Source organism: Devosia sp., assembly GCF_965229025.1.
In the GTDB taxonomy this organism is placed as follows: domain Bacteria; phylum Pseudomonadota; class Alphaproteobacteria; order Rhizobiales; family Devosiaceae; genus Devosia_A.
Genome location: NZ_OZ245853.1, coordinates 3901140 through 3922881, shown reverse-complemented (window position 1 = coordinate 3922881; position 21742 = coordinate 3901140). Strand labels below are relative to the sequence as shown.

The 21742-nt window shown below is 64.1% G+C and carries 24 protein-coding genes; 12 read left to right on the top strand and 12 right to left on the bottom strand.

All coding sequences use genetic code 11. The features are described from left to right. Positions 1 to 67 precede the first annotated feature (67 nt). Positions 68 to 313: a hypothetical protein gene (locus tag ACO06J_RS19040; protein ID WP_421762288.1), complete on the top strand. Its 246-nt coding sequence runs from the start codon at positions 68 to 70 to the stop codon at positions 311 to 313. Positions 314 to 324: 11 nt separating this feature from the next. Here ACO06J_RS19040 and ACO06J_RS19035 read toward each other — a convergent pair whose 3' ends face one another. The 3 genes from ACO06J_RS19035 to rpmF all read right to left on the bottom strand — a co-directional run bounded on the left by ACO06J_RS19035 (position 325) and on the right by rpmF (position 2568). Beyond that, on the bottom strand, positions 325 to 774 hold the full coding sequence (locus ACO06J_RS19035) for a hypothetical protein (protein WP_421762287.1): 450 nt from the start codon (positions 772 to 774) through the stop codon (positions 325 to 327). A 115-nt stretch (positions 775 to 889) separates the two neighbouring features. After that, on the bottom strand, positions 890 to 2284 hold the full coding sequence (gene fumC / locus ACO06J_RS19030) for a class II fumarate hydratase (RefSeq protein ID WP_421762286.1): 1395 nt from the start codon (positions 2282 to 2284) through the stop codon (positions 890 to 892). 101 nt (positions 2285 to 2385) lie between these two features. Further along, the gene (gene rpmF, locus ACO06J_RS19025; protein WP_421762285.1) at positions 2386 to 2568 is read right to left on the bottom strand and encodes a 50S ribosomal protein L32; all 183 of its coding nucleotides are present in this window, start codon (positions 2566 to 2568) and stop codon (positions 2386 to 2388) included. A gap of 192 nt (positions 2569 to 2760) precedes the next feature. On the opposite strand from rpmF, the gene ACO06J_RS19020 reads away from it, so the two are divergent. Beyond that, on the top strand, positions 2761 to 3666 hold the full coding sequence (locus ACO06J_RS19020) for a polyprenyl synthetase family protein (protein WP_421762284.1): 906 nt from the start codon (positions 2761 to 2763) through the stop codon (positions 3664 to 3666). Beyond that, positions 3667 to 4134: a YbaK/EbsC family protein gene (locus tag ACO06J_RS19015; RefSeq protein WP_421762283.1), complete on the top strand. Its 468-nt coding sequence runs from the start codon at positions 3667 to 3669 to the stop codon at positions 4132 to 4134. 192 nt (positions 4135 to 4326) lie between these two features. Here ACO06J_RS19015 and fabV read toward each other — a convergent pair whose 3' ends face one another. Then, a complete protein-coding gene (gene fabV / locus ACO06J_RS19010) occupies positions 4327 to 5493 on the bottom strand; it encodes an enoyl-ACP reductase FabV (protein WP_421762282.1) in 1167 nt (388 codons plus the stop codon). Positions 5494 to 5657: 164 nt separating this feature from the next. Here fabV and ACO06J_RS19005 point away from each other — a divergent pair, with 164 nt between their 5' ends. Beyond that, entirely contained in the window at positions 5658 to 6032 is a 375-nt protein-coding gene (locus ACO06J_RS19005; RefSeq protein WP_421762281.1) for a VOC family protein, read from the top strand. A gap of 60 nt (positions 6033 to 6092) precedes the next feature. Then, a complete protein-coding gene (locus ACO06J_RS19000; protein ID WP_421762280.1) occupies positions 6093 to 6602 on the top strand; it encodes a GNAT family N-acetyltransferase in 510 nt (169 codons plus the stop codon). 6 nt (positions 6603 to 6608) lie between these two features. On the opposite strand, the gene ACO06J_RS18995 is transcribed toward ACO06J_RS19000, so the two are convergent. Next, entirely contained in the window at positions 6609 to 7034 is a 426-nt protein-coding gene (locus ACO06J_RS18995) for a VOC family protein (RefSeq protein ID WP_421762279.1), read from the bottom strand. Positions 7035 to 7108: 74 nt separating this feature from the next. Between ACO06J_RS18995 and ACO06J_RS18990 the strand changes: the two genes are divergently transcribed. Further along, positions 7109 to 7807 (top strand): helix-turn-helix transcriptional regulator, encoded by a 699-nt coding sequence (locus ACO06J_RS18990; protein WP_421762278.1) that lies wholly within the window; start codon positions 7109 to 7111, stop codon positions 7805 to 7807. A gap of 24 nt (positions 7808 to 7831) precedes the next feature. Here ACO06J_RS18990 and ispG read toward each other — a convergent pair whose 3' ends face one another. Further along, positions 7832 to 9064: a flavodoxin-dependent (E)-4-hydroxy-3-methylbut-2-enyl-diphosphate synthase gene (gene ispG, locus ACO06J_RS18985; protein ID WP_421762277.1), complete on the bottom strand. Its 1233-nt coding sequence runs from the start codon at positions 9062 to 9064 to the stop codon at positions 7832 to 7834. A gap of 92 nt (positions 9065 to 9156) precedes the next feature. On the opposite strand from ispG, the gene ACO06J_RS18980 reads away from it, so the two are divergent. From ACO06J_RS18980 to ACO06J_RS18960, 5 genes are all read left to right on the top strand, one after another. Beyond that, positions 9157 to 10146, top strand: coding sequence for an arabinan endo-1,5-alpha-L-arabinosidase (locus tag ACO06J_RS18980; RefSeq protein ID WP_421762276.1), 990 nt, complete (start codon positions 9157 to 9159; stop codon positions 10144 to 10146). Positions 10147 to 10197: 51 nt separating this feature from the next. Continuing rightward, entirely contained in the window at positions 10198 to 10407 is a 210-nt protein-coding gene (locus ACO06J_RS18975) for a DUF4287 domain-containing protein (protein WP_421762275.1), read from the top strand. After that, positions 10407 to 10874 carry a DUF6790 family protein gene (locus ACO06J_RS18970; RefSeq protein ID WP_421762274.1) on the top strand — a complete coding sequence of 156 codons (468 nt, stop codon included), beginning with the start codon at positions 10407 to 10409 and terminating at the stop codon, positions 10872 to 10874. Before ACO06J_RS18975 ends, ACO06J_RS18970 begins: the two co-directional genes overlap by 1 nt. Before the next feature lie 48 nt (positions 10875 to 10922). Further along, positions 10923 to 11231 carry a YkvA family protein gene (locus ACO06J_RS18965; protein ID WP_421762273.1) on the top strand — a complete coding sequence of 103 codons (309 nt, stop codon included), beginning with the start codon at positions 10923 to 10925 and terminating at the stop codon, positions 11229 to 11231. A 61-nt stretch (positions 11232 to 11292) separates the two neighbouring features. Then, entirely contained in the window at positions 11293 to 11712 is a 420-nt protein-coding gene (locus ACO06J_RS18960) for an EVE domain-containing protein (protein WP_421762272.1), read from the top strand. A gap of 403 nt (positions 11713 to 12115) precedes the next feature. Here ACO06J_RS18960 and pyc read toward each other — a convergent pair whose 3' ends face one another. The 4 genes from pyc to ACO06J_RS18940 all read right to left on the bottom strand — a co-directional run bounded on the left by pyc (position 12116) and on the right by ACO06J_RS18940 (position 18986). Then, positions 12116 to 15556, bottom strand: a complete 3441-nt coding sequence (gene pyc, locus ACO06J_RS18955) for a pyruvate carboxylase (protein WP_421762271.1) — start codon at positions 15554 to 15556, stop codon at positions 12116 to 12118. A gap of 85 nt (positions 15557 to 15641) precedes the next feature. Then, on the bottom strand, positions 15642 to 16055 hold the full coding sequence (locus ACO06J_RS18950; RefSeq protein ID WP_421762270.1) for a TIGR01244 family sulfur transferase: 414 nt from the start codon (positions 16053 to 16055) through the stop codon (positions 15642 to 15644). 93 nt (positions 16056 to 16148) lie between these two features. Continuing rightward, entirely contained in the window at positions 16149 to 17669 is a 1521-nt protein-coding gene (locus ACO06J_RS18945; RefSeq protein WP_421762269.1) for a putative bifunctional diguanylate cyclase/phosphodiesterase, read from the bottom strand. A 210-nt stretch (positions 17670 to 17879) separates the two neighbouring features. Continuing rightward, a complete protein-coding gene (locus ACO06J_RS18940; protein WP_421762268.1) occupies positions 17880 to 18986 on the bottom strand; it encodes a glycine betaine ABC transporter substrate-binding protein in 1107 nt (368 codons plus the stop codon). 224 nt (positions 18987 to 19210) lie between these two features. Between ACO06J_RS18940 and ACO06J_RS18935 the strand changes: the two genes are divergently transcribed. Then, positions 19211 to 20422, top strand: coding sequence for an ABC transporter substrate-binding protein (locus tag ACO06J_RS18935; RefSeq protein WP_421762267.1), 1212 nt, complete (start codon positions 19211 to 19213; stop codon positions 20420 to 20422). Between the two features lie 61 nt (positions 20423 to 20483). On the opposite strand, the gene ACO06J_RS18930 is transcribed toward ACO06J_RS18935, so the two are convergent. After that, a complete protein-coding gene (locus ACO06J_RS18930) occupies positions 20484 to 21137 on the bottom strand; it encodes an RES family NAD+ phosphorylase (protein WP_421762266.1) in 654 nt (217 codons plus the stop codon). Then, a complete protein-coding gene (locus tag ACO06J_RS18925; protein WP_421762548.1) occupies positions 21134 to 21601 on the bottom strand; it encodes an MbcA/ParS/Xre antitoxin family protein in 468 nt (155 codons plus the stop codon). The genes ACO06J_RS18930 and ACO06J_RS18925 overlap by 4 nt, the downstream gene beginning before the upstream one ends. Positions 21602 to 21742: the final 141 nt, after the last annotated feature.

Sequence of the window (21742 nt, the reverse complement as noted above, 5' to 3'; positions counted from 1 at the left end):
GCAACGGAGTTGTCTGTTCGAAGCCCAGGCGGCCTTCAGACACCCAGTGGCGGAAGGAATGGCGACGATGGCCAGTGACGGAACAGAGACCAGCAAGCACTCCGATCGTCGCACCGGCGACCGCCGCACCTTCTCGCGCACCGCACCGAGCGCCGATTTTGTCAGCCAGATCATTGCAGAGCACCAGCACCTTGGCTGGCATGAAACGCCCGTGGGCTCGCCGGCCGATAGCGCCGTGACCGCCTACGAAAAAAGCGCTCGCATGGCCGTGCGCCGCATGCCCGCCGGCTACCGCACCACCGTCATCGTCTGACGCGGGCCGCCTCAGTCGACCGAGACGTCGCGCGTCGCGCCGCTGATCGAGACGGTAAAGCCCGCCACGACATCGAAGATCGCCATCATCATCAGGATGAAGAACACCGAACTGGCAGCGGCGCCGACCAGCAGGAACTCGACCAGAAAGATCACGAACACCACAGTCGAGAGCATGTGCTCGACCACCGAGGCACGGCCGATATTGGTGGATTTGAGCACTTCGAAGAACAGGCACACCAGCCCTCCGACCAGCATCAAATCGCCGGCCGTCAGCACCCATTGCAGCCCCGAAACCATCGGGATTTCGATCAGCTTTGCCGCCCAGCCCGAAGGGCTGCCCTGCATGAACAGGAAGGCAAAGAAATTATAGGCGATCAGCGGGATCAGCAGCAGCGGCGGAATGAACGCACCGCGGCTGCGACGGCTGCCGCGTGACACCAATACCGTGTTGTCTGACATCGTGAGCAGCTCCACTTCCCAAGGTGGGCGGACAATGCCAAAGCCCGGCGCGAGTGGCTAGACCTTTGGTAGCACTTTGCCCCGATCTTCGGGCTTGCGCCGCTCCGTTTCCGTCCTAGACCTTGAGCGGGCCCACCATCTGCTCTGGCTTCACTTCCGCGTCGAACTCGGGGCCGGTCAGGAGACCCAGCTCGATCGCGCTCTCGCGCAAGGTGGTGCCCTTCTTGTGGGCGTTCTTGGCGATCTTGGCCGCGTTGTCATAGCCGATCTTGCGGTTGAGCGCGGTCACCAGCATCAGCGAGTTATCGAGATGCTCCTTGATCCGCGCCCGGTCGGGCTCGATTCCTACGGCGCAATGGTCGTTGAAGCTCTTGGCCGCATCAGCCAGCAGCCGCACCGACTGCAGGAAGTTGTAGGCGATCACCGGCTTGAAGACGTTGAGCTCGAAATTGCCCTGGCTGGCGGCAATGCCGATCGCCGCGTCGTTCCCCATCACCTGCACGGCGACCATGGTGGTGGCCTCCGCCTGGGTCGGGTTGACCTTACCCGGCATGATCGACGAGCCCGGCTCGTTTTCGGGAATTGTGATCTCACCCAGCCCCGAGCGCGGACCGGAGGCAAGCCAGCGCACGTCGTTGGCGATCTTCATCAGCGCCACAGCCAACTGCTTCAGCGCCCCGGAGGTGCCGACAAACGCGTCATGGCCCGCCATCACGGCAAACTTGTTGGGCGCCGTGATGAACGGCCGGCCGGTCAGCGTCGCGATCTCGGCAGCAACAGTCTCGCCGTACTTGGGATGCGCATTGAGCCCCGTGCCGACGGCGGTGCCGCCCAGCGCCAGCTCATAAAGCTGCGGCAGGGTGACATGGATCGCCTTCAGCGCCAGGTCGAGCTGCGCCACCCAGCCGGAAATCTCCTGGCCCAGCGTCATCGGCGTCGCGTCCTGCAGATGCGTGCGGCCGATCTTGACCACATCCATGAACTGCTTCGACTTATCGTCGAGCGTATCGCGCAGCAGCATGACGCGGTGCACGAGATACCCCTCGATCGCCTCGACCGCCGCAATGTGCATGGCGGTCGGATACGTATCGTTCGACGACTGGCTCATGTTGACATGGTCGTTCGGGTGCACAGGCTTTTTCGAGCCCATGGTGCCACCGGCCATCTCGATGGCGCGGTTACTGATCACCTCGTTGACGTTCATGTTCGACTGCGTGCCCGAGCCGGTCTGCCAGACAACGAGCGGGAAATGGTCCTTGAGCTTGCCGTCGATCACCTCATCGGCCGCCGCAACGATCAGGTCGCGCAGCTCGGAGGGCAGCAGGCCCAGCTTGTGATTGGCGAGCGCCGCAGCCTTTTTCAGGATGCCGAAGGCGCGGATGATCTCGGTGGGCATCTTCTCGCCGCCGATATCGAAGTTGGCGAGGCTGCGGGCGGTCTGCGCCCCATAATACTTCTCGCTCGGCACATTGATGGTGCCCATGGAGTCCGATTCAACGCGCGTGCCCATGCACACTCTCCTGATCAGTCAAAAGGAAACGGCCAGCCCTTTGTGAGGGCCGGCCGGGAAATCTATCGGGTCGTTGTCAAGCCGAGCTGAGCCCGAAGGCGTCAGGCCTTCTTGGGCGCGAGGATCTGCCGGCCGCGATACATGCCGGTCTTCAGGTCGACGTGGTGCGGACGACGCAGCTCACCCGAATCCTTATCCTCGACATAAGCCGGGATCGCGAGCGCATCGGCGGAGCGGCGGAACCCACGCTTCATCGGCGAGGTCTTGCGCTTTGGCACTGCCATGGTCGTAACTCCTATTCAATCACGTGTCGCCGAAGGCGTTCCGGCGTCTAACAGACAGGGTCTGTCGGGAATTGCGGGGTCTATAGAGGAGAAATTCGCCCTTGGGAAGGGGCGAAATGGCCCCTGTTCACGCGCTCTTTCCTCTCTGGCCCGGAATCCGCTACAACCGCCTGCCCCAGCCCGGACCCCGCCGTGATCTACTCCTTTGAAGACGAACTGAAAAGCTGCGCCGCAGAGATCGAGCGTGCGCTCGATACGCTGCTTGTCGAGGCCCAGCTCTCCGGCCCCGGCGTCCCGCCCCGGCGCCTCCTCGCAGCCATGCGCCACGGCAGCCTCAACGGCGGCAAGCGCCTGCGCCCGCTCCTCGTACGTCAGGCCGCCGGCGTGTTTGGCGTTGCGCCCGAGGCCACGGTCCGCGCCGGCCTGGCAGTGGAAATGATCCACTGCTACTCGCTGGTCCACGACGACCTGCCGGCTATGGACGACGACGATCTCCGCCGCGGCCAGCCGACCGTCCACAAGGCCTATGACGACGCGACCGCCATCCTTGCCGGCGATGCGCTTCTCACCCACGCCTTTTCGGTGCTGGCCGATGCTGCCACGCACCCTGACGCCAACACCCGCATCCGGCTCGTCGCCGAACTCGCCGCCGGTGCCGGTGCAGGCGGCATGGTGGGCGGCCAGATGCGCGATATCGAGGGCGAGACCAGCTTTCTTGCCGAGCGCGCCATTGCCCAGATGAACGCCATGAAGACCGGCGCCCTGATCCGCGCTGCAGTGCGGATGGGCGCCATCCTCGGCGGCGCCAGCGACGAGGCCCTCGGCCACCTCACCGAATACGCCGAAGCCGCCGGCCGCGCGTTCCAGCTGGCCGACGACCTGCTCGACGTCACCGCCTCGGCGGCTGCGCTCGGCAAGGCGACCGGCAAGGATGCGGACAAGGGCAAGCAGACCATTGTCGCGCGCCTTGGCGTCGAGGCGGCGCAGCGACAGCTGGGCGAGATGATCCATGATGCGCTGAGCGCACTGACCCCGTTTGGCGACGAAGCCACGGGCCTGCGCGCCACGGCGCGGTTCTTTGCAGAACGGGAGAGCTGAATGAGCCTTGAGAGCGTAAAGGCGGACCTCGCGGCACGTGCCCCCGATCTCATGGTGATCGTCACCGACACCAGTACGGCGACCGTGCAGCTTGCTGCAGAAGTTCATGGCGTAGCACCCGGCCAGATCGCCAAGACCCTCGCCATCCGGGTGGGCGACGAGGAGTTCCTGCTGGTCACCCGCGGCGATGCCCGGCTCTCCAACGCCAAGGCCAAGCAGGCCTTTGGTGGCCGCCCGCGCATGCTGGGCGCCGAAGACGTGCTGCGGCTGACCTCACATCAGGTCGGCGGCGTCTGCCCCTTCGGCCTGCCCGCGCCAATCAAGATCTATTGCGATGTGTCGCTGAAAATCTACGACGAGGTCATCCCCGCCGGTGGCGACACTCACGCCTCAGTCCGCCTGCCCGTCTCTCGGCTCGTCGCGCTCTGCGGTAATACCTGGGCCGATGCCTGCGACGTGCCGGAGTAAGCTATAGCAGAGGCCAGAAAGGCCCCCTCACCCGGCCTGCGGCCGACCTCTCCCCCAAAGGGAGAGGTAACGAGGTGGCGCGTTCGTGCCCCAACTCACCTCTCCCTCTGGGGGAGAGGTCGGCGCGCAGCGCCGGATGAGGGGGCCTTCCTTCTGTCGCGAGGAGGCCGACGAAGTATCGAAGACGGCCGCTCAGCCCACAACCCGCGGATCAAGATCAGCGCTGTAGTCCACGCCGCTGAGGCCAAAACCGAAGAGCTTCAAGAACTCCGCCTGATACTTCGGCAGGTCGCCGAGGTCCGGCAGGGTCTCGGTGCTGAGCTTGGGCCAGCGCGCCTTCATCTCGTTCTGCACCGCGTCCGAGAGTTCCCAGTCATCGACGCGCAGCCGGTGGCCGTCATCGAGTGCCGGTGTGAAGAGCTTTTCGCGGAACAGCCGGTCGATCTGCTCGATGCAGCCTTCGCCGAGCCCGATATCAGCCATCACCTTGAGCAGCACCGTGCCGTAGAGCGGCACCACCGGAATGGCCGAACTCGCCTGCGTCACCACCGCCTTCAGTGCCACCACATAGGCTGAACTGTCGCCATGCACAGCGCGGATCGCGGTCGCGGCACGGTCGAGATCGGCCTTGGCCTTGCCCAACGTGCCCTTGTGGTAGATCGGCCAGGTCAGCTCGCTGCCGAGGTAAGTGTAGTTGAGCGAGGTAAAGCCCTCGGCCAGCACCCCGGCTTCGCTCAGCGCGGCAATCCAGAGTTCCCAGTCCTCGCCGCCCATCACCTTCACCGTCGCGGCCGCCTCGGCGTCAGACGCTGGCTCGACCTCGACTTCGGTCACTTCGCCGGTGCTGGTATTGAGCGTCTTCGAGCGCACCTTGGTGCCGAACGGCTTGATCGCCGAGCGATAGGTTTCGCCGGTCTTGGGGTCGGTGCGCACCGGGGAGGCAAGGCTATAAACCACCATGTCCACCTGCCCCAGCGTCGTCTTGATCGCGGCGATCGCCTCGGCCTTGATCGCATCGGAGAACGCATCGCCCTCGATGGTCACGGCCCTCCGGCCCGCAGCTTCCGCGCGCTTTTCAAAGGCGCGGTTATTGTACCAGCCGGCGCTCGCGGTCTTGGCCTCGCCCGGCTCGCGCTCGAACGACACACCGACCGTATCGGCGCCCGCGCCAAACGTTGTGACAATGCGAGAAGCCAGCCCGTAGCCGGTCGAGCAGCCCAGCACCAGCACCCGGCGCGGCCCCTGCCGCAGCGGGCCCTTGACCACGACATGGTCGATCTGGCGCTGCACATTGGTGGCGCAGCCCACCGGATGGGCCGTAGTACAGATGAAACCGCGGATCTTGGGTTCGATGATCATTTGGCAACCTCGATGAACGAGGCTGTTTCCTAACCGGCCCGCGCGCCAAAGGCCACCCCATGTGAAAGAGTCCCACAAGGGAGCAGCGGCGCAGTAGCGGCTCGGGTGTTGACCGCGACGCCCTCATGGCCCATGCCGACGCTTTGCCCGAAGGACGATTGCCGATGCTTTTTTCTATTCTTGCTCTCGATCATGTGCAGCTCGCCATGCCGGCGGGCGAGGAAGACCGCGCCCGCGCCTTCTATCGCGATCTGCTCGGTCTCAGCGAAGTCGTGAAGCCCGCAAATCTCGCCAGACGCGGCGGTGTCTGGTTCGAAGCGGGCAGCCTCAAGCTGCATCTGGGCGTGGAGGCTGAGTTCCGTCCGGCGCGGAAGGCACACCCAGCGCTTCTGGTCAGCAACCTGCCGGCGCTCCTTGCCGCCGCCTCCGCAGCCGGCTACCCGCCGGTCACAGATGAGCCGCTCCCAGGGTATGATCGCGCCTACCTCGCCGACCCCTTCGGCAATCGTATCGAACTGCTGGAGCCGGTGGTCGGCTAGCCCACCGCCGTTCCGCGATGTCCTCGTGCGATACTCCCGCCACCCAAGTAGAGCTTTGCAATGTCTGATGTGACGATCCGGCCGCTGGCCCCCTCAGATTCGATCACCGAGCTGACCGATCTGCTGCATCGGGCCTACGCGCCGCTCGCCGCCATGGGGCTCCGCTTCTGGGCAACGCACCAGTCCGAAGATGACACGCGCCACCGCATCTCGCAGGGCACCTGCCTTGTCGCAGTGATGGACGACACCATCTGCGGCACAATCCTCTTCAAGAACGCCGGCCAGACCCAGGGATGTCCCTGGTATGATCTGGCCGACATTGCCTCGATCGCACAGTTTGCGGTGGAACCCCGCTTGCAGTCGAAAGGCCTCGGCGCCCAATTGATGGCGCGCGCCGAGAACCTCGCTATCGCGGCAGGTGCCCGCGAACTGGCCCTCGATACGGCCGAGCCCGCGACCCATCTGGTCGCCTGGTACACTCGGCTCGGCTACCGCTTCATCGAACACGCCCAGTGGCTGCACACCAACTATCGCAACGTGGTGCTCAGCAAGCGGTTGGCACTTCCGTAGTGCCGGTCACCCGGCCGGGTGAGCCACTGCGACATCCAGCACCCAGGTGACGCCGAAGCGATCTTTCAGCATGCCATAGAGCGGCGACCAGCCGGACGGGGCGAGCGGCGCTATGATGGTCGCACCATCCGAGAGCTTGCCCCAGAAGTCCGAAATCTCCTCGGCGGCATTACCGTTTACGGAGACAAAAAACGGAATCTCGCCTCGGTCGTAACTGAGCCGCGAGGGCACGTCATAGGCCATCACCTGAAAGCCGTTGCTGGCGGCGACCTGCCCCCACATCACCTGCTCGGCCTCCTCTGGTGCCTGAACCGCATTGGCCTCCTTGTAGGTCATCACCATCAGCTCGCCGCCGAACACCGTTTGGTAGAACTCTAGGGCGGCCCGGGCTTGCCCGCGGAAATTGAGGTGCGTCACGGTCTTGATCGTCATGTCTGGCTCCTTGTTGTTGATCTGCCGGAACCGGATATAAATGAGGCCAACTGCCATTTTCCGTCAGTTGCGTGATGGCCCGACCCGACCGACTTTTCCGATTGCTGCAAGCGATGCGCGTCATGCCCGCGCCGATCACCGCCACGCGGCTGGCAGAGGAAACGGCAGTGTCGTTGCGCACGCTCTATCGCGACATCGACAGCCTCAGGGCCGCAGGAGCCCGGATTGATGGTGAGCGTGGCTACGGCTACCGGCTGGTCGAGGATTACGCGTTGCCACCGCAGACCTTCGACCGCACCGAAATCGAGGCGATCGCCCTTGGCCTGGCCGAAGTGCAGCACATGGGCGACCCGGCTCTGGCTCGCGCGGCTACCGCCGTTCTGGCAAAGGTTGCTGCCACCCTGCCCGACGACCGCGAGCAGCACCTGTTCCACGCCATCTCGCAGGTCTATCGCCCGGATGCGCGCTACCCCGTGGCGCTCGATATCGACACGATCCGACGGGCCTGCTGGGAGGAGCGGTCCCTCAAGATAAACTATGCCGACAAGAGCGGTGCGCTCACCAGGCGCACCATCCACCCCCTCGCCATCGTCTACTCCGATCGCACCCTGACGCTTCTGGCCTGGTGCTGCCTCCGTGAGGCATTCCGCATGTTCCGCCTCGAGCGGATCAGCGAAGTCGAACCCGCAGGCACCAGCTTCCGCCCCCGCCGCGCCGCCTTGCTCCGCAGCTACCTGGCGCAACTGGAAGAGGAGAAATCACAGGCAGGCTAGGTCACCTGTCCGGACCCGCAGGACTTATTCCGCCGCCACTTTGCCCGCGCCGTACTTCTTCTCGATATAGTCCGCCACCATGCCCTTGAACTGCTGGGCGACGTCAGCGCCCCGCAGCGTCGCGACTTTCTGGCCATCGACAAATACCGGCGCCGCCGGGGTCTCGCCGGTACCGGGGAGCGAGATGCCGATATTTGCGTGCTTGCTTTCGCCCGGCCCGTTGACGATGCAGCCCATCACCGCGACCGAGAGGTTTTCGACGCCGGGATAGCGCTCTTTCCACTCGGGCATCGAGCTTGAAAGGTGATCCTGGATCTCTTTGGCCAGCACCTGGAAGGTGCTCGACGTGGTGCGCCCACAGCCGGGGCACGCAGCAACCACCGGCAGGAACTGGCGGAACCCCATGGTCTGCAGCAGTTCCTGCGCCACGATGACTTCCTTGGTGCGGTCGCCATTGGGTTCGGGCGTCAGCGACACGCGGATGGTATCGCCGATCCCCTGCTGCAACAGGATCCCCATCGCCGCCGACGACGCGACGATGCCCTTTGAGCCCATGCCCGCCTCAGTCAGCCCCAGATGCAGCGCATAATCGCAGCGGGCGGCGAGATCCTGGTAGACTGAGATCAGGTTCTGGACGTCCGACACCTTGGTCGAAAGGATAATCCGGTCACGGCCGAGCCCGATCTCCTCGGCACGTTGGGCCGAGAGCAGCGCCGACTGGATGATCGCCTCGCGCTGCACCGCAGCGGCCGAGATCGGGTTGGCGGAGACGGAGTTTTCGTCCATCAGCCGGGTCAGCAGTTCTTCGTCGAGCGAGCCCCAGTTGACCCCGATGCGCACCGGCTTGCCATAGCGGATGGCCAGTTCGATCAGCGTCGAAAACTGCGTGTCGCGCTTGGCCTTGAAGCCGACATTGCCCGGGTTGATCCGGTACTTGTCGAGCGCCTCGGCGCAGGCCGGGTGATCGGTCAGGAGCTTGTGGCCGATATAGTGGAAATCGCCGATCAGCGGCACGGTGACGCCGCGGGCGCGGAGCTTGTCGCGGATATGGGGCACGGCCGCAGCAGCCTCGTCGCGGTCCACCGTGATCCGCACCAGCTCCGAGCCGGCACGCCACAACTGGCCGACCTGTTTGACCGTCGCGTCGATATCGGCGGTGTCGGTATTGGTCATCGACTGGACGACGATCGGGGCGCCGCCGCCGACCTTTATGCCACCAACATCGACGCCCACGGCTTGCCGGCGTGCTGCTGTCATGGGATCACCTCGTATTGCGGCAAAGACATAAGCTTGCCTGATGACAAGCGCAATGCGGCCAACGGCACGCCGCCGCTGCTGAGGAGACTGAGATGCTGCGGATGATACTGGCGCTGGCGATCATGATGTGGAGCGGCGCAAGCTTCGCTGCCGACCCGATGCCGCACCTTACCGGCATCACTGCCATCCACGATCCCTCTGTGATCGTCACCGACACCGGCTGGGCCTCGTTCGCCACTGGCGTCGAGGGCGCTTCCGATGGCGGCATGCCGCGCACCAAGACCTCGCCCGATGGTATCGACTGGCAGGAAACCGGCGCCATCCCCGGCGGCCTGCCAGCGTGGATTGCAACGGAGCTCGGTTACAAACCCAAGAACATCTGGGCCCCCTCGATTTCCACCGAAGGTGGCGTCGCCTATCTCTACTACTCCGCCTCAAGCTTCGGCCGCAACGACAGCGCCATCGGCTTGATGACCAACCCGACCTTCGATACCAGCAAGCCCTCCGAGGGCTGGACCGACCAGGGCCTCGTCCTGCGCTCCCACGCGGGCGACAATTTCAACGCCATTGACCCGTTCCGCATCAACTCAGCTGGCAAGGCCTATCTCGCGTTCGGCTCGTTCTGGGATGGTATCCGGCTGGTGGCCCTCGATCCCAAGACCGGCAAGCGCAGCAACGACAGCCCACCCGTCCGCATCGCCTCGCGCGGCGGCGGCGCCATCGAGGCGCCCGCACTGCTCGAGCATGAGGGCAAGTTCTATCTCTTTGTCTCCTTCGATGCCTGCTGCCGCGGCACCTCCAGCACCTATAATATCCGCGTCGGGCGCTCCGACCAGGTCGAGGGCCCCTATCTCGATCGCGACGGCAAGGCGCTCACCGATGGCGGCGGCACGCTGCTGCTCGCCGGCCAAAGCCCCTATCGCGGCCCGGGCGGTCAGGAAGTGTTCATGGTCGCGGCCAAACCATGGCTCGCCTTCCACTATTACGACGATCGCCAGGGCGGCGCCCCAAGGCTGCAAGTCGCGCCGCTTGGCTGGTCTGCCGATGGCTGGCCAGAACTCGGCCCCCTCCCCGCCCCCTGAGCCTTGCCAAGACCCACTGATGCGCTAGCTTTGCCGACAAGGAGTGCGCAAATGAGTTTTCAGGCCTATCTAGACAACATCGAAAAGCAGACCGGCGTCAGCCCCGAGGGCTTCATCAAGCTCGCCACCGAAAAGGGCCTGACCAAGCCGGGCACCAAGGCCACCGTCATCACCGACTGGCTGAAGGCCGACTACCAGCTCGGCCACGGCCATGCGATGGCTATCGTGAAGCTGCTCAAGGAACGCGCAGGGCTGAAGTGATGTACTACACCGTCGTCCTCGGTTTCATGCTGGTGCTGCCTTTGGTCTCAACCATCGGTGAGGCCATGATGGGCAGTAGCCTCGACATCTGGACGCTGGCGCTGAAATGGTTCGTCTTCTGGGGTGTCGGCGCGCGGCTCGCGATTGCCGGCATCCGCCAGATCGCGAAGCCGGAGTTTACCGCCAAGGACATCTTCGAGATCGACGACCCCAAGGCCGGCAAGATCGTTCAGGAACTCGGCTTCTGGAACCTCTCGGGCGGGCTCATCGCGCTACTCTCGCTGGTCTACCCAGGTTGGGCGATGCCTGCGGCCGTCGCAGGCGGACTGTTCTACGGTCTTGCCGGGTGGCAGCATTGGCGGAACGCGCATCGCAACACAAACGAGACCATCGCGATGGTGTCGGACCTCTTCATCTTCGTGGTGTTGGCCGTGCTGGTGCTGCGGCACTTTGTGCCAGGCTTGTGATCGGCTTTCGCCCTTGAAGCCGCGCCGATCGGAGACCATCTGATGGTCATGCGTAACACATCACTCCTCACCCGGCTCCTGACCTTCCGTACCGAACTGGTGACCCTGTGGCGTGCCTTTCTGGCGCCCGAGACACCGCTCTATCTGAAGGCGCTGATGCTGATCGTGCCGCTCTATTTCGTGAGCCCTATCGACCTCATTCCTGACGCCATACCGTTCCTCGGCTGGGTCGACGACTTCATCGTCGTGCCGTTGCTGGTCAGCATGATCGTCAAGATGCTGCCCAAGCGTGCCCCGGTCTATGCCCGCGCCCCTGATGGCGGCAAGATGATCGACGGCGACTACCGCCGCCGCTGACCACTGCCGGTTTCTGACAGTCGCGCGATCTATGGTCTCCGCACCAACGGAGACCTTTTCTATGAGTAAATACTGGATTGCCGTCGCCTCGGCTGAACATGCGCGCCGCGGCAAGGCGGGGTTCATGCAGGTGAACCACGGCAAGAAGGCGCCACTGCAGCGCATTAGCGCCGGTGACGGCGTAGCCTATTACTCCCCAGCGGAAACCATAGGCGGCAAGGATCGCCTGCAAAGCTTCACCACGATTGGCCGGGTGCGGGACGAGGAGCTGTACCAGGGCGTAATGGGCGGCGACTTCGTGCCGTGGCGGCGCAATGTCGACTATGTCGAGGCTGCCGAGGCGCCGATTGCACCACTGCTCGATAAACTGGAGTTCACCCAGGGCAACCGCAACTGGGGCTACCAGATGCGGTTCGGTCTGTTCGAGATCAGCGAGCCCGATTTCCGCGCCTTCGCAGAGGCGATGGGCGCGAACCTCTAGCGCACAACGACGTACCCGTCGGCGAGGCACTCAAAGGTCTGGTCGTGGAACGTGATCAAAAAGTGACGTCTGCCGGCCCAGGCCTCGTCGCTATGTCGCGGATGCTGCCGATTGTTGGCTAGCGCTTCCGCCAACCACGACGAGTTCACAACCTCAAACACTGCGTAGGATGTGAGACCTCGCTCGTAGAGCGGATGTGTGTGAAGCAACTCGTCGTTAGGTGGACCCAGATAGTGGGCAACAGGCTGTGTGAAGCTCAGCTCGGTTCGTCCCGAGCTGGTTGCGTAGCTAACCCTAAGGTGCCCACCGTCAGCTGCGATGTGCGGATCTGGATTTCCCGTGTCCATTTGCGGCAAGTCGGTCAGCTCGATCGCGCGATCCTGCCCACTTGCCGCATAGAACATCATTCGAACCGGATCAGCAGATCCTTGGCGTCGATCTGGTCGCCCGGCTTCACTGTCAGCTCAGCGATGACGCCATCGGTCTCGGCATGGATGGCGGTTTCCATCTTCATGGCCTCGATCGAGAGCAGCACGTCGCCTGCAGCGACCTTGTCGCCAACCTTGACGATCAGCGATGAGATGACGCCCGGCATCGGCGCGCCGACCTGCTTGGCGTCACCCAGCGCCGCCTTGGCGCGGACCTGGATGTCACCAACCTTCAGACGATCCGGCACGGTGATGGTGCGCGGCTGACCGTTGAGGTCGAAGAACACCCGCACCTGGCCCTTGTCGTTGGTTTCGGCGCGGCCCAGATAGTTGATCACCATGGTCTTGCCGCGCTCGATCTCGGCAAAGATCTCTTCGCCCTGCGCCAGTCCGTAGAAATAGACCGGCGTCGGCAGCACCGCCGTCGGACCGTACCGGTCCTGGCTCTTGGTGAAATCGGCGAACACCTTGGGATACATCAGGTAGGACGCGAGACGGAAATCGTCGACCGGCTCGCCGGTTTCCTTTTCCACCTTGGCGCGCTCGGCCTCGAGGTCGACATCCTTGAGATAGGAGCCAGGGCGCTCGGTGAGCGGCGACTTGCCCTTCAGCACCTTCTTCTGCAGCTCTGCCGGGAACCCGCCCGGCGGCTGGCCGAGGTCGCCCATGAAGAAGCCGACCACGGAATCGGGGAAGGCCACGTCGCGCTTGGGGTCTTCGACGTCCGCGCGGGTCAGGCCCGAGGACACCATGGCGAGCGCCATGTCGCCTACCACCTTGGAAGACGGCGTCACTTTGACGATGTCGCCGAACATCTGGTTGACGTCGGCATAGGTGCGCGCCACCTCGTGCCAGCGCGATTCAAGCCCGAGCGAGCGCGCCTGTTCCTTGAGATTGGTGAACTGGCCACCGGGCATTTCGTGGAGGTAGACCTCGGACGCCCCGCCCTTGAGATCGCTCTCGAAAGCCCGGTACTGGGTGCGCACGGCCTCCCAATAGAACGAGATTTCCCGGATCACCTTGGCATCAAGCCCCGGATCGCGATCGGTATCGGCGAGCGCCGCCGCGAGCGAACCAAAGGTCGGCTGGCTGGTGGTGCCCGAGAACGCGTCCATTGCCGCATCGACCGCGTCCACCCCGGCCTCGACCGCCGCCATGATGGTGGCAGACGCCGCGCCGGAAGTGTCGTGAGTGTGAAGGTGGATCGGCAGCCCGACCTCGTCCTTCAGCGCCTTGACCAGCGCCTTGGCGGCAGCCGGCTTCAAGAGCCCCGCCATGTCCTTGAGGCCGAGCACATGCGCACCCGCCGCCTCAAGCTCCTTGGCCATCGCGATATAGTATTTGAGATTGTACTTGGCCCGGTCAGGGTCGAGCATGTCGCCGGTGTAGCAGATCGCGCCTTCGGCAACCTTGCCGGCTTCCGCCACCGCGTCGATCGAGACGCGCATGTTCTCGACCCAGTTGAGGCAATCGAAAATGCGGAACACATCGACGCCGCCCTTCGCCGCCTGGCGGACGAAGAACTTGACCACATTGTCAGGGTAGTTGGTGTAGCCCACGCCATTGCTGCCGCGTAGCAGCATCTGCGTCAAAATGTTCGGCGCACCCTCGCGCACCGCCGCCAGCCGCTCCCACGGATCCTCGTTGAGGAAGCGCATCGAGACGTCAAATGTCGCCCCGCCCCAGCATTCGAGCGAGAAGAGGTTTGGCAGCCCGCGCGAATAGGCTTCGGCAATGCGCGTGATGTCGTAGCTGCGCATGCGGGTGGCGAGCAGCGACTGGTGCGCATCGCGCATCGTCGTGTCGGTGAACAGCACGCCCTTCTGCGCCTTCATCCAGCTCGCGAGACCCTTCGGCCCCTGCCGGTCCAGAACCTGCCGGCTACCCTCGACAATCACCAGCGGCTCGTAATGCGGCACCATCGGCTCTATCGCGCCGGCCGGCGGCCGCGGCCGATCGCGCACTTCCGGGTGCCCGTTGACCGTAACGTCGGCGATATAGCTCAGGAGCTTGGTCGCGCGGTCCTTGCGGCGCTTGAAATCGAACAGCTCCGGCGTCGTGTCGATGAACCGCGTGGTGTAGCGGTTGTTGACGAAATCGGGGTGCGTGATGATGTTTTCGAGGAACGCCAAGTTGGTCTGGACGCCGCGGATACGGAACTCACGCAGCGAACGGTGCATGCGAGCAATGGCCTCGGCGGCCGATGGCGCCCAGCAAGTCACCTTTTCGAGCAGCGGATCATAAAACCGCGTGATGATCGCACCCGCGTAGGCCGTGCCGCCATCAAGGCGCACACCAAAACCGGTGGCCTCGCGATAGGCGGTGATCCGGCCGTAGTCCGGGATGAAGTTTTCTTCCGGATCTTCAGTGGTAATGCGGCACTGGATGGCATTGCCGTTGAGCCGGATCTCGGACTGCGGCGGCACGCCGGACTCGGGCGTGCCGATGACGGCGCCTTCGAGCAGTCGGATCTGCGCCTTGACGATGTCGATGCCGGTGACGACTTCGGTCACCGTATGCTCGACCTGGATACGCGGGTTCACTTCGATGAAGTAGAACTTGTCGGTGTCGGCATCCATCAGGAATTCGACGGTCCCCGCGCCGCGATAGTTCGCGGCATTGCCGAGGCGAACGGCGGCATCGGTCAGCTCCGTACGCACGGCTTCGCTCAGATACGGCGCCGGCGCCCGCTCCACCACCTTCTGGTTGCGCCGCTGCACCGAGCAGTCGCGCTCGAACAGATGGACGAGGTTGCCGTGGTCGTCGCCGATCAGCTGCACCTCGACATGGCGGGCCCGCTCAACCAGCTTTTCGAGATACATCTCGTCCTTGCCGAAGGCCGCTTTGGCTTCGCGCTTGCCTTCCGAAACTTCGGCAATCAGCGTCGTTTCGTCCATGATGCGGCGCATGCCGCGCCCGCCGCCGCCCCAGCTGGCTTTCAGCATAAGCGGATAGCCGATTTCCGCAGCCATCTTGCGGATCAACGCCGGATCGTCCGGAAGCGCTTCGGTCGCCGGTACCACCGGCACGTTCGAGGCGACCGCCATATTGCGCGCCGCGACCTTGTTACCCAGGTCGCGCATAGTCTGCGCCCGCGGCCCGATGAAGATGATCCCTGCCTCTTCGCAGGCATCGACGAATTCCGGCGATTCCGACAGCAGCCCATAGCCCGGATGGATCGCATCGGCGCCCGAAGCGCGGGCGACGCGGATATATTCGTCGATCTGGAGGTACGCCTCGACCGGGCCTTTGCCCTTGCCGATCAGGTAGGCCTCGTCAGCCTTGAAGCGATGCAGTGCCAGCTTGTCCTCTTCGGCATAGCAGGCGACGGTCTTGATGTTCAGCTCGTTGGCCGCGCGAAACACCCGGATGGCGATTTCGCTGCGGTTGGCGACGAGGATCTTCTTGATGGGCATCTGTGGTGTCCGGGCATGAGGGGGCGCCGCGAGGCGCTGAGGCTCGTGAACAGTCGGCAACGAAGCCACCGGCAGGGACGCCCTGCTACTGGCTCAGATGTCCCGCAAGATGGGACATGTCGTAACCCGCATTTGCTGCTGCCGCGATGATCTCTGAGGCTGGCGCCTTGCCAGCCTGGCTGAGAGCCCACAACGTGGTCGAGCGGGTGCCCGACCTGCAGTAGCAGAACACAGGCCCGGCGCTCCCCTCGAGCACCTGCTTGGTCTGCTCGACCATTTCGGCAGAAACGCCTTCACGGCCAAGTGGAATGTAGTGGTAGGCGAGGCCGGCGTCGTGCGCCGCTTGCTCGATGGTCGCGCTCGTCGGCTGATCCGGGGATTCCCCGTCCGGCCGGTTGTTGATGATGGCGACGAACCCCTGGGCCTTGATGGCCGCGACGTCCTCGGGGCTGATCTGCGGGGACACGCTGACGTGGCCATTGATCCGCTTCAAATCCAAATCGGCTACTCCAAATCGGCGAGAAGTCAGCAAGGACTTCCGAACCTTTATAGCCATCGCCGCGCAAGGGAAGCAAGGCGCAGCCGCGTGCCCTCAGGCGGCGACTGCAACGGCGCGCGGGGCAAGTGCCAAAGGCGCAGGACGGGCCAGCAGATATCCCTGAAGGCCGGTGCAGCCGCACCGCTCGAGGAAGTGGAGCTGTTCCTCAGTCTCGATGCCCTCGGCTATGACTTCAACTCCGAGCGATCGGGCAATTTCGCACAGCGCCGAGACGATCAGGCCGTCCACCTTGCTGCCGGGCAGATTGGCGACATAGGAACGGTCGATCTTGATGATGTCGAAGGGAAAGCCGCGCAGATATTCCAGGCTGGCAAAGCCAGCGCCGAAGTCGTCGATAGCGATGCGGACACCCAGCGCACCCAGTGCGCGGATATTGCGCAACTCGGCAACACCGGCGTGCAATTGCAGGGTCTCGGTGACCTCGACGACCACTTGGCTACCGGCAATCCCGGCTTCATTGAGAATGGCCGCGAACCGCTCGGCAAAGTCGCTGCGGCGCAGTTGCACCGCCGACACGTTGATCCCGACATCGGGCGTCCCCAGCCGGGGCAGGTCGCGCAGCGCCTGGCGCAGCACCCAGTCACCCAGCTTGTCGATCAGGTCGCTCTGCTCAGCAATGCCGATGAACTCGCCTGGCAGCATCCGGCCGCGCACCGGGTGCTGCCAGCGCACCAAGGCCTCGTGGGAAATCTTCTGCCTGCCATTGGCAGAATAGATCGGCTGATAGTGGAGCTCGAGTTCGTTGAGCAGGATCGCCGCACGCAGGTCGCGTTCGACGAAGCGCTTGTGGCGGTCATCGGCCAGCAGTTCCGGATCGTACGCCACCGTCAACGCTCGGCCGTTCTTCTTGCCTTTATAAAGCGCGAGATCTGCCTTTGAGACCAGTTCATCGGCGCTTACAGCGTCCTGCGGCCAGAGCGCCACCCCAATGGTTGCCGACAGCCGTGTCGGCCGTCCCTCGATCGAAATCGGGCGGCCCAGCGTCGTCAGTACTTCATCACCCAGCCGGATCAGCGCCGCCCGGTTATCCTGCCCGGCGATCGCTATACCGAATTCGTCGCCACCCAGCCTGCCCACCAGCGCCTGCGGCATCAGCGTGCCCAGCGTTTTGACCAGATGTACCAGAGCCGCATCGCCGGCCCCATGGCCATGCGAGTCGTTGAGCACTTTGAGGTTGTCCATGTCGATCTGCAAGTAAGCCAACGGGCTCGCCTGATCGACGAGCTGCTCATGCAGTTGCGCCAGGAAATAGGAGCGGGTGAAAGCCCCGGTCAGCGAGTCGCGGTAGGCGGAATCGAGCAGGCTCTTTTGTGCCGCCGCCGCAGTCTGCAACTCACGCTTCAACTCGAGATACCCCCAACGCGACAAAACCAGCAGCCCAGAGATGCAAAGAACGAGCCCGAACAGCGGCGTCAGCGGTGGTCCACCCTCCCACCTGGCACCTGACAGCGTGCCGAGCATCAAGGCCAACATAGCGCCGATCAGCGCGGTGCCGATGATCGCGATGAAGCGGAACGTCGCAACAACGCGCTCCAGTGAAGCCTGCTGGCGCACTAGACAAACTCCAGAGCTAAAGTGGGACCGTCCCGCTTGTTGTCGCCAAAGTGCGCGAAGGAGCTTTCCGAAGCCCTAACAACAGAGATTTCCGACGTATTTTCAGTTGGTTAAACAAGACCAACCCCCTCGGGGCCGTTGACGCTAATCGAGCTTTGTGACGATTGGACAACACCGAGCCCCCCACCTCTCAGAGTGCTGAACGCCCGGTTACTGCGGCTTGGGGGCGGCCAGTTCGGGCAAACCTACCCACGGGCGCCAGATCTCGCCGCGCTCGGCGACGAACCGGTCGGCAACGCTTTCTACTGTGGCGCCGGGCTCGCCCAGTTGCTGCAGCATCCGGTTCATTTCCGCAAACGGCATCCGGGCCCGGCCGAAATAGGCGGCCACCTGTGGCGCGCCCAGATAGACCCATTCCGCCAGGGCCACGACCACCGGATCAGGCGCGAAACCAGTAGGCGTCGTAGACCCACAAACGCTGCGTCCCATGCAGAGGAATGCATCATGGTCGTAGGGCGCGAGGGCTACGGGCTGAAAGCTGAACTGTGACAGCACCGCATTGGGCTGCCAGTAGTAAAACGCGATGGGCTGCTTCCGGCCGACCGCCTCGGCAATCAGCGTATCCATCTCGAACCGGTTGGCGGGCTCCACTATCTCGAAGCTCTGGTCGAGGCCATAGGCGCGCAACAGGTTGCGGTTGACCAGGGCGCAGCCCCAGTCGATGGGGCAGGAGATGAACCGGCCCGGCTTACCGGCCTGGGCAAACTCCGCAGCGTGGGCCTTGAGCGCCTCGACCGTCGCAATATCGGGCCACTTGGCGACAACGTAGTCCGGAACGAACCAGCCTTCGAAGGTGGCATCGGTATAGGATGTGCCCGCCTGCCGGACCTTATCGCCCTGCATCGCAGCGTTCCAGATATCGGCGATCCGCGAGATCCAGAGTTCAGGCGCGACGGCCGGTTGTCCGGTGGCGCCCATCGACGACCCCGTGGTGGCGAGATCGCCATCCTGCACCGAAACATTGCAGAGGAAATTGGCGGTCAGCAGCCGCGAATGGATTTCGGCCAGTAGCGCCGCCGAGGGCCATTGCATCCTGGCGATGGTGATGGGCTGCGTGCCGCAAGGCGGCGGTGGCGCCGGCGCCGCCGAAACATCCGGACTTCCCGGAGCCGCTCCGTCAGCCGCGGGCACGACGGCCGTACTCTCGCCGGAACTCACCCCACTCGGCGGGCCAAGTTGCTGGACCGAGTCCTGCGCGAACACCGGCGCCGTCGTGCCGAACAGCACAATCACAATGAGGCTGACAAAGCGGAGCATCTTGCGGTTCGTCCCCGAACATTGAGCGCGAACTTATAGAACGGTGAGCCGCGATGACAACTGGCCGCCGTCCTTTACCAGTTGATCAAATCCGGGTGACTCCACGATCTGAAATATGCAATATCGCCGCCAGCGGGGCATGGGTTATGCCCCCATTGATTGCCGCCGCTCCGTAAGGTTTGCCAAAAAGGCACCACGGCCCGGCGTCATGTAAGAGGGACACAATGAATACGTCAAAGAAACTCCTCAGCCTCGCAGTCGCGGCTGCCGTTCTCGGTCTCGCCGTTCCGGCACTCGCCGAAGACGTCAAGATCGGCATCCTCGGCGACCTGACCGGCCCGATCGAAAGCCTGGCTCCGCCGATCGTCGCGGGCGCTCAACTCGCGTTCGACGAAGTCAATGCCCAGGGCGGCATTCTCGGCGGCGGCAAGATCATCGTCAGCACCGGCGACTCTGCCTGCGACCCGTCTGTTGCCGGCCCGGCCGCCGATAAGCTGGTCAATACTGATCAGGTGACCGCCATCGTGGGTGCCTTCTGCACCGGCGCCACCATCGGTGCCGCCACTGCTGCCGGCATCCCCGGCGGCGTCGTCCAGATCTCGCCGTCGGCGTCGGCTCCGGCCCTGACCACGCTCGACGACAAGGACCTCGTCTTCCGCACCACCCCGTCCGACGCCTTCCAGGGCGTCAAGATGGCTCAGTTGGTGCTGTCCAAGGGCATCAAGGACGTTGCCCTCACCTACGTGAACAACGACTACGGCAAGGGTCTCGCCGACGTGTTCGTCGCAACCTACACCGCCGGTGGCGGCACGGTTTCGGCTAACGTCGCGCACGAAGACGGCAAGGCCGACTACCGTGCCGAGCTCGGCCAGCTCTCGTCGGGCGGCTCGCAGAACCTCGTGATCCTCGCCTACGCATCGGGCTCGGGCAAGACCATCCTGCAGCAGGCAATCGAAGGCGGCGAATTCACCGCATTCGTCGGCGGCGACGGCATGGTCGGTGACGACCTGACGGCAGGCCTCCCGGCTGACGCTGTCAACGGCAAGATCATTGCCACTCGCGCTGGTGCCTATGCCGGCGAATCCGCCGACCTCTACAAGAAGCTGGCAACCGATGCCGGACAGGACCCTGCCGCGACCTACGCGCCCCAGGCGTATGACGCTGCGTTCCTCCTGGCGCTCGCCATCGAAAAGAACGGCTCGGCCAAGCGCGAAGGCCTCTCGGCCGCTCTGCGCGACGTCGCCACTGCTCCGGGCGAGAAGATCCTTCCCGGCGAGTGGAGCAAGGCAGTCGAACTGATCAAGGCCGGCACCGACATCGACTATGAAGGCGCTGGCGGCCCGGCCGAATTCGACAAGGCCGGCGACGTTGACGGCATCATCGTCGAGCTCGCCGTCGAAGGCGGCAAGTTCGTCGAAAAAGGCCCGATCAACTAAGGCTCGCTTTCACATCAGGATTGAAGAAGGCCCGGGAGCGATCCCGGGCCTTCTGCCTTTCTCACCCGGGCAAGAGGCGCGCCTCAATCTGGCGCCCGTCAGTCTCGACACTGATTTCGAAATGCTCCGCCTGGGTCACATCCAGAACCTTGCTGGGACGATAGGCGCAGGCGTTCAGGCCACCGCGGTGGCGGACGCTGGCATAGAGCAGCCCATCCTCGCCGGCCGCCCGCTGCTGCTCGCCGAAGACCTGGCCTGCCCCGTAGGAATCAGGCGCCATCAGATCGGCTCTCGCCTCTTCGCGCAGGTCGATGTAGCTGCCATCAAGCCGCGCCACATAACTGCGATAGACGCGGCGCATCCCGCGCAGTCTCCGGGCCAGAGCCTCACGGCGGAGGTGATGTCCGACTTCTGCAATTGCAGTTCGGACTGCGGCAGCCGCATACCAGGCACCGAGATCGGGGCCATTGAACCGGGCGCCCGCCGTATGAAGAAACGCGGCCATCACGACGCTGGAATTGGCCCGGCCGTAGACCCGCTGCGCCTCGGGAAGCCTCGCCACCCGCTCCCTCACCAGCCGGTCGTTCGTCCAGCCCGACAGCTCCATGACAGCGTCGAGGTCTGCGGCAGTGGCGACCGTGTCGAAGAGCCCGATTGGCGGAAACTGCGAGGGGATCAACCGGTAGCTGGGATGCGGCGCCGAGGCGTGCATCACCGGACGATGATCTCGGTGTCGTCATAGGGCGTGAAGGCCACATCCAGCGCATTGGGCGCCATGTAGAGACCGCCCCGCGCCGCATCGAGGAACCGGCGCACGGCCATCAGGCCATCCTGGGTACCGGAGGTCACCAGCACCATCGGCGCCTGCCCGCCAAACAGCGGGGCATCATGCGGCCCCCTCAGCCAAGTGAGCCCCGCCTGCTCATCGGCGAACAGAACGCCCAGCGCCTGATGGATGCCAAGCATCGCCGAAATCCTCAGCAGTGCATCAAGGTCGAGCACGAAGCTGCCATGTTCCCGCGCCTGTTTGGCCCAGCTATGGAAGGTCGAGCGCGACGGATAACCCAGCACCAGCCGCCGCTGCTCCTCGTTGAGCACCCAGAGATCGGCAATGGCTAGAAACGTGCGAAAAGCCGGCGCGCTCAGCCGCCGCCGGTTCTCAGGCGAGAACCGCCCCAGGACGGGCTCAGCTGAAATGAACGGCGTTGACGGCTCGTGAAGCCCAAGGGTGTGCATTGCACGCCTCCTATGTCTAAATCTGGATATAAGACAAATTTGGACGAAACACAATGTCCAAATTCGGACAGGCTTTGCCGCACC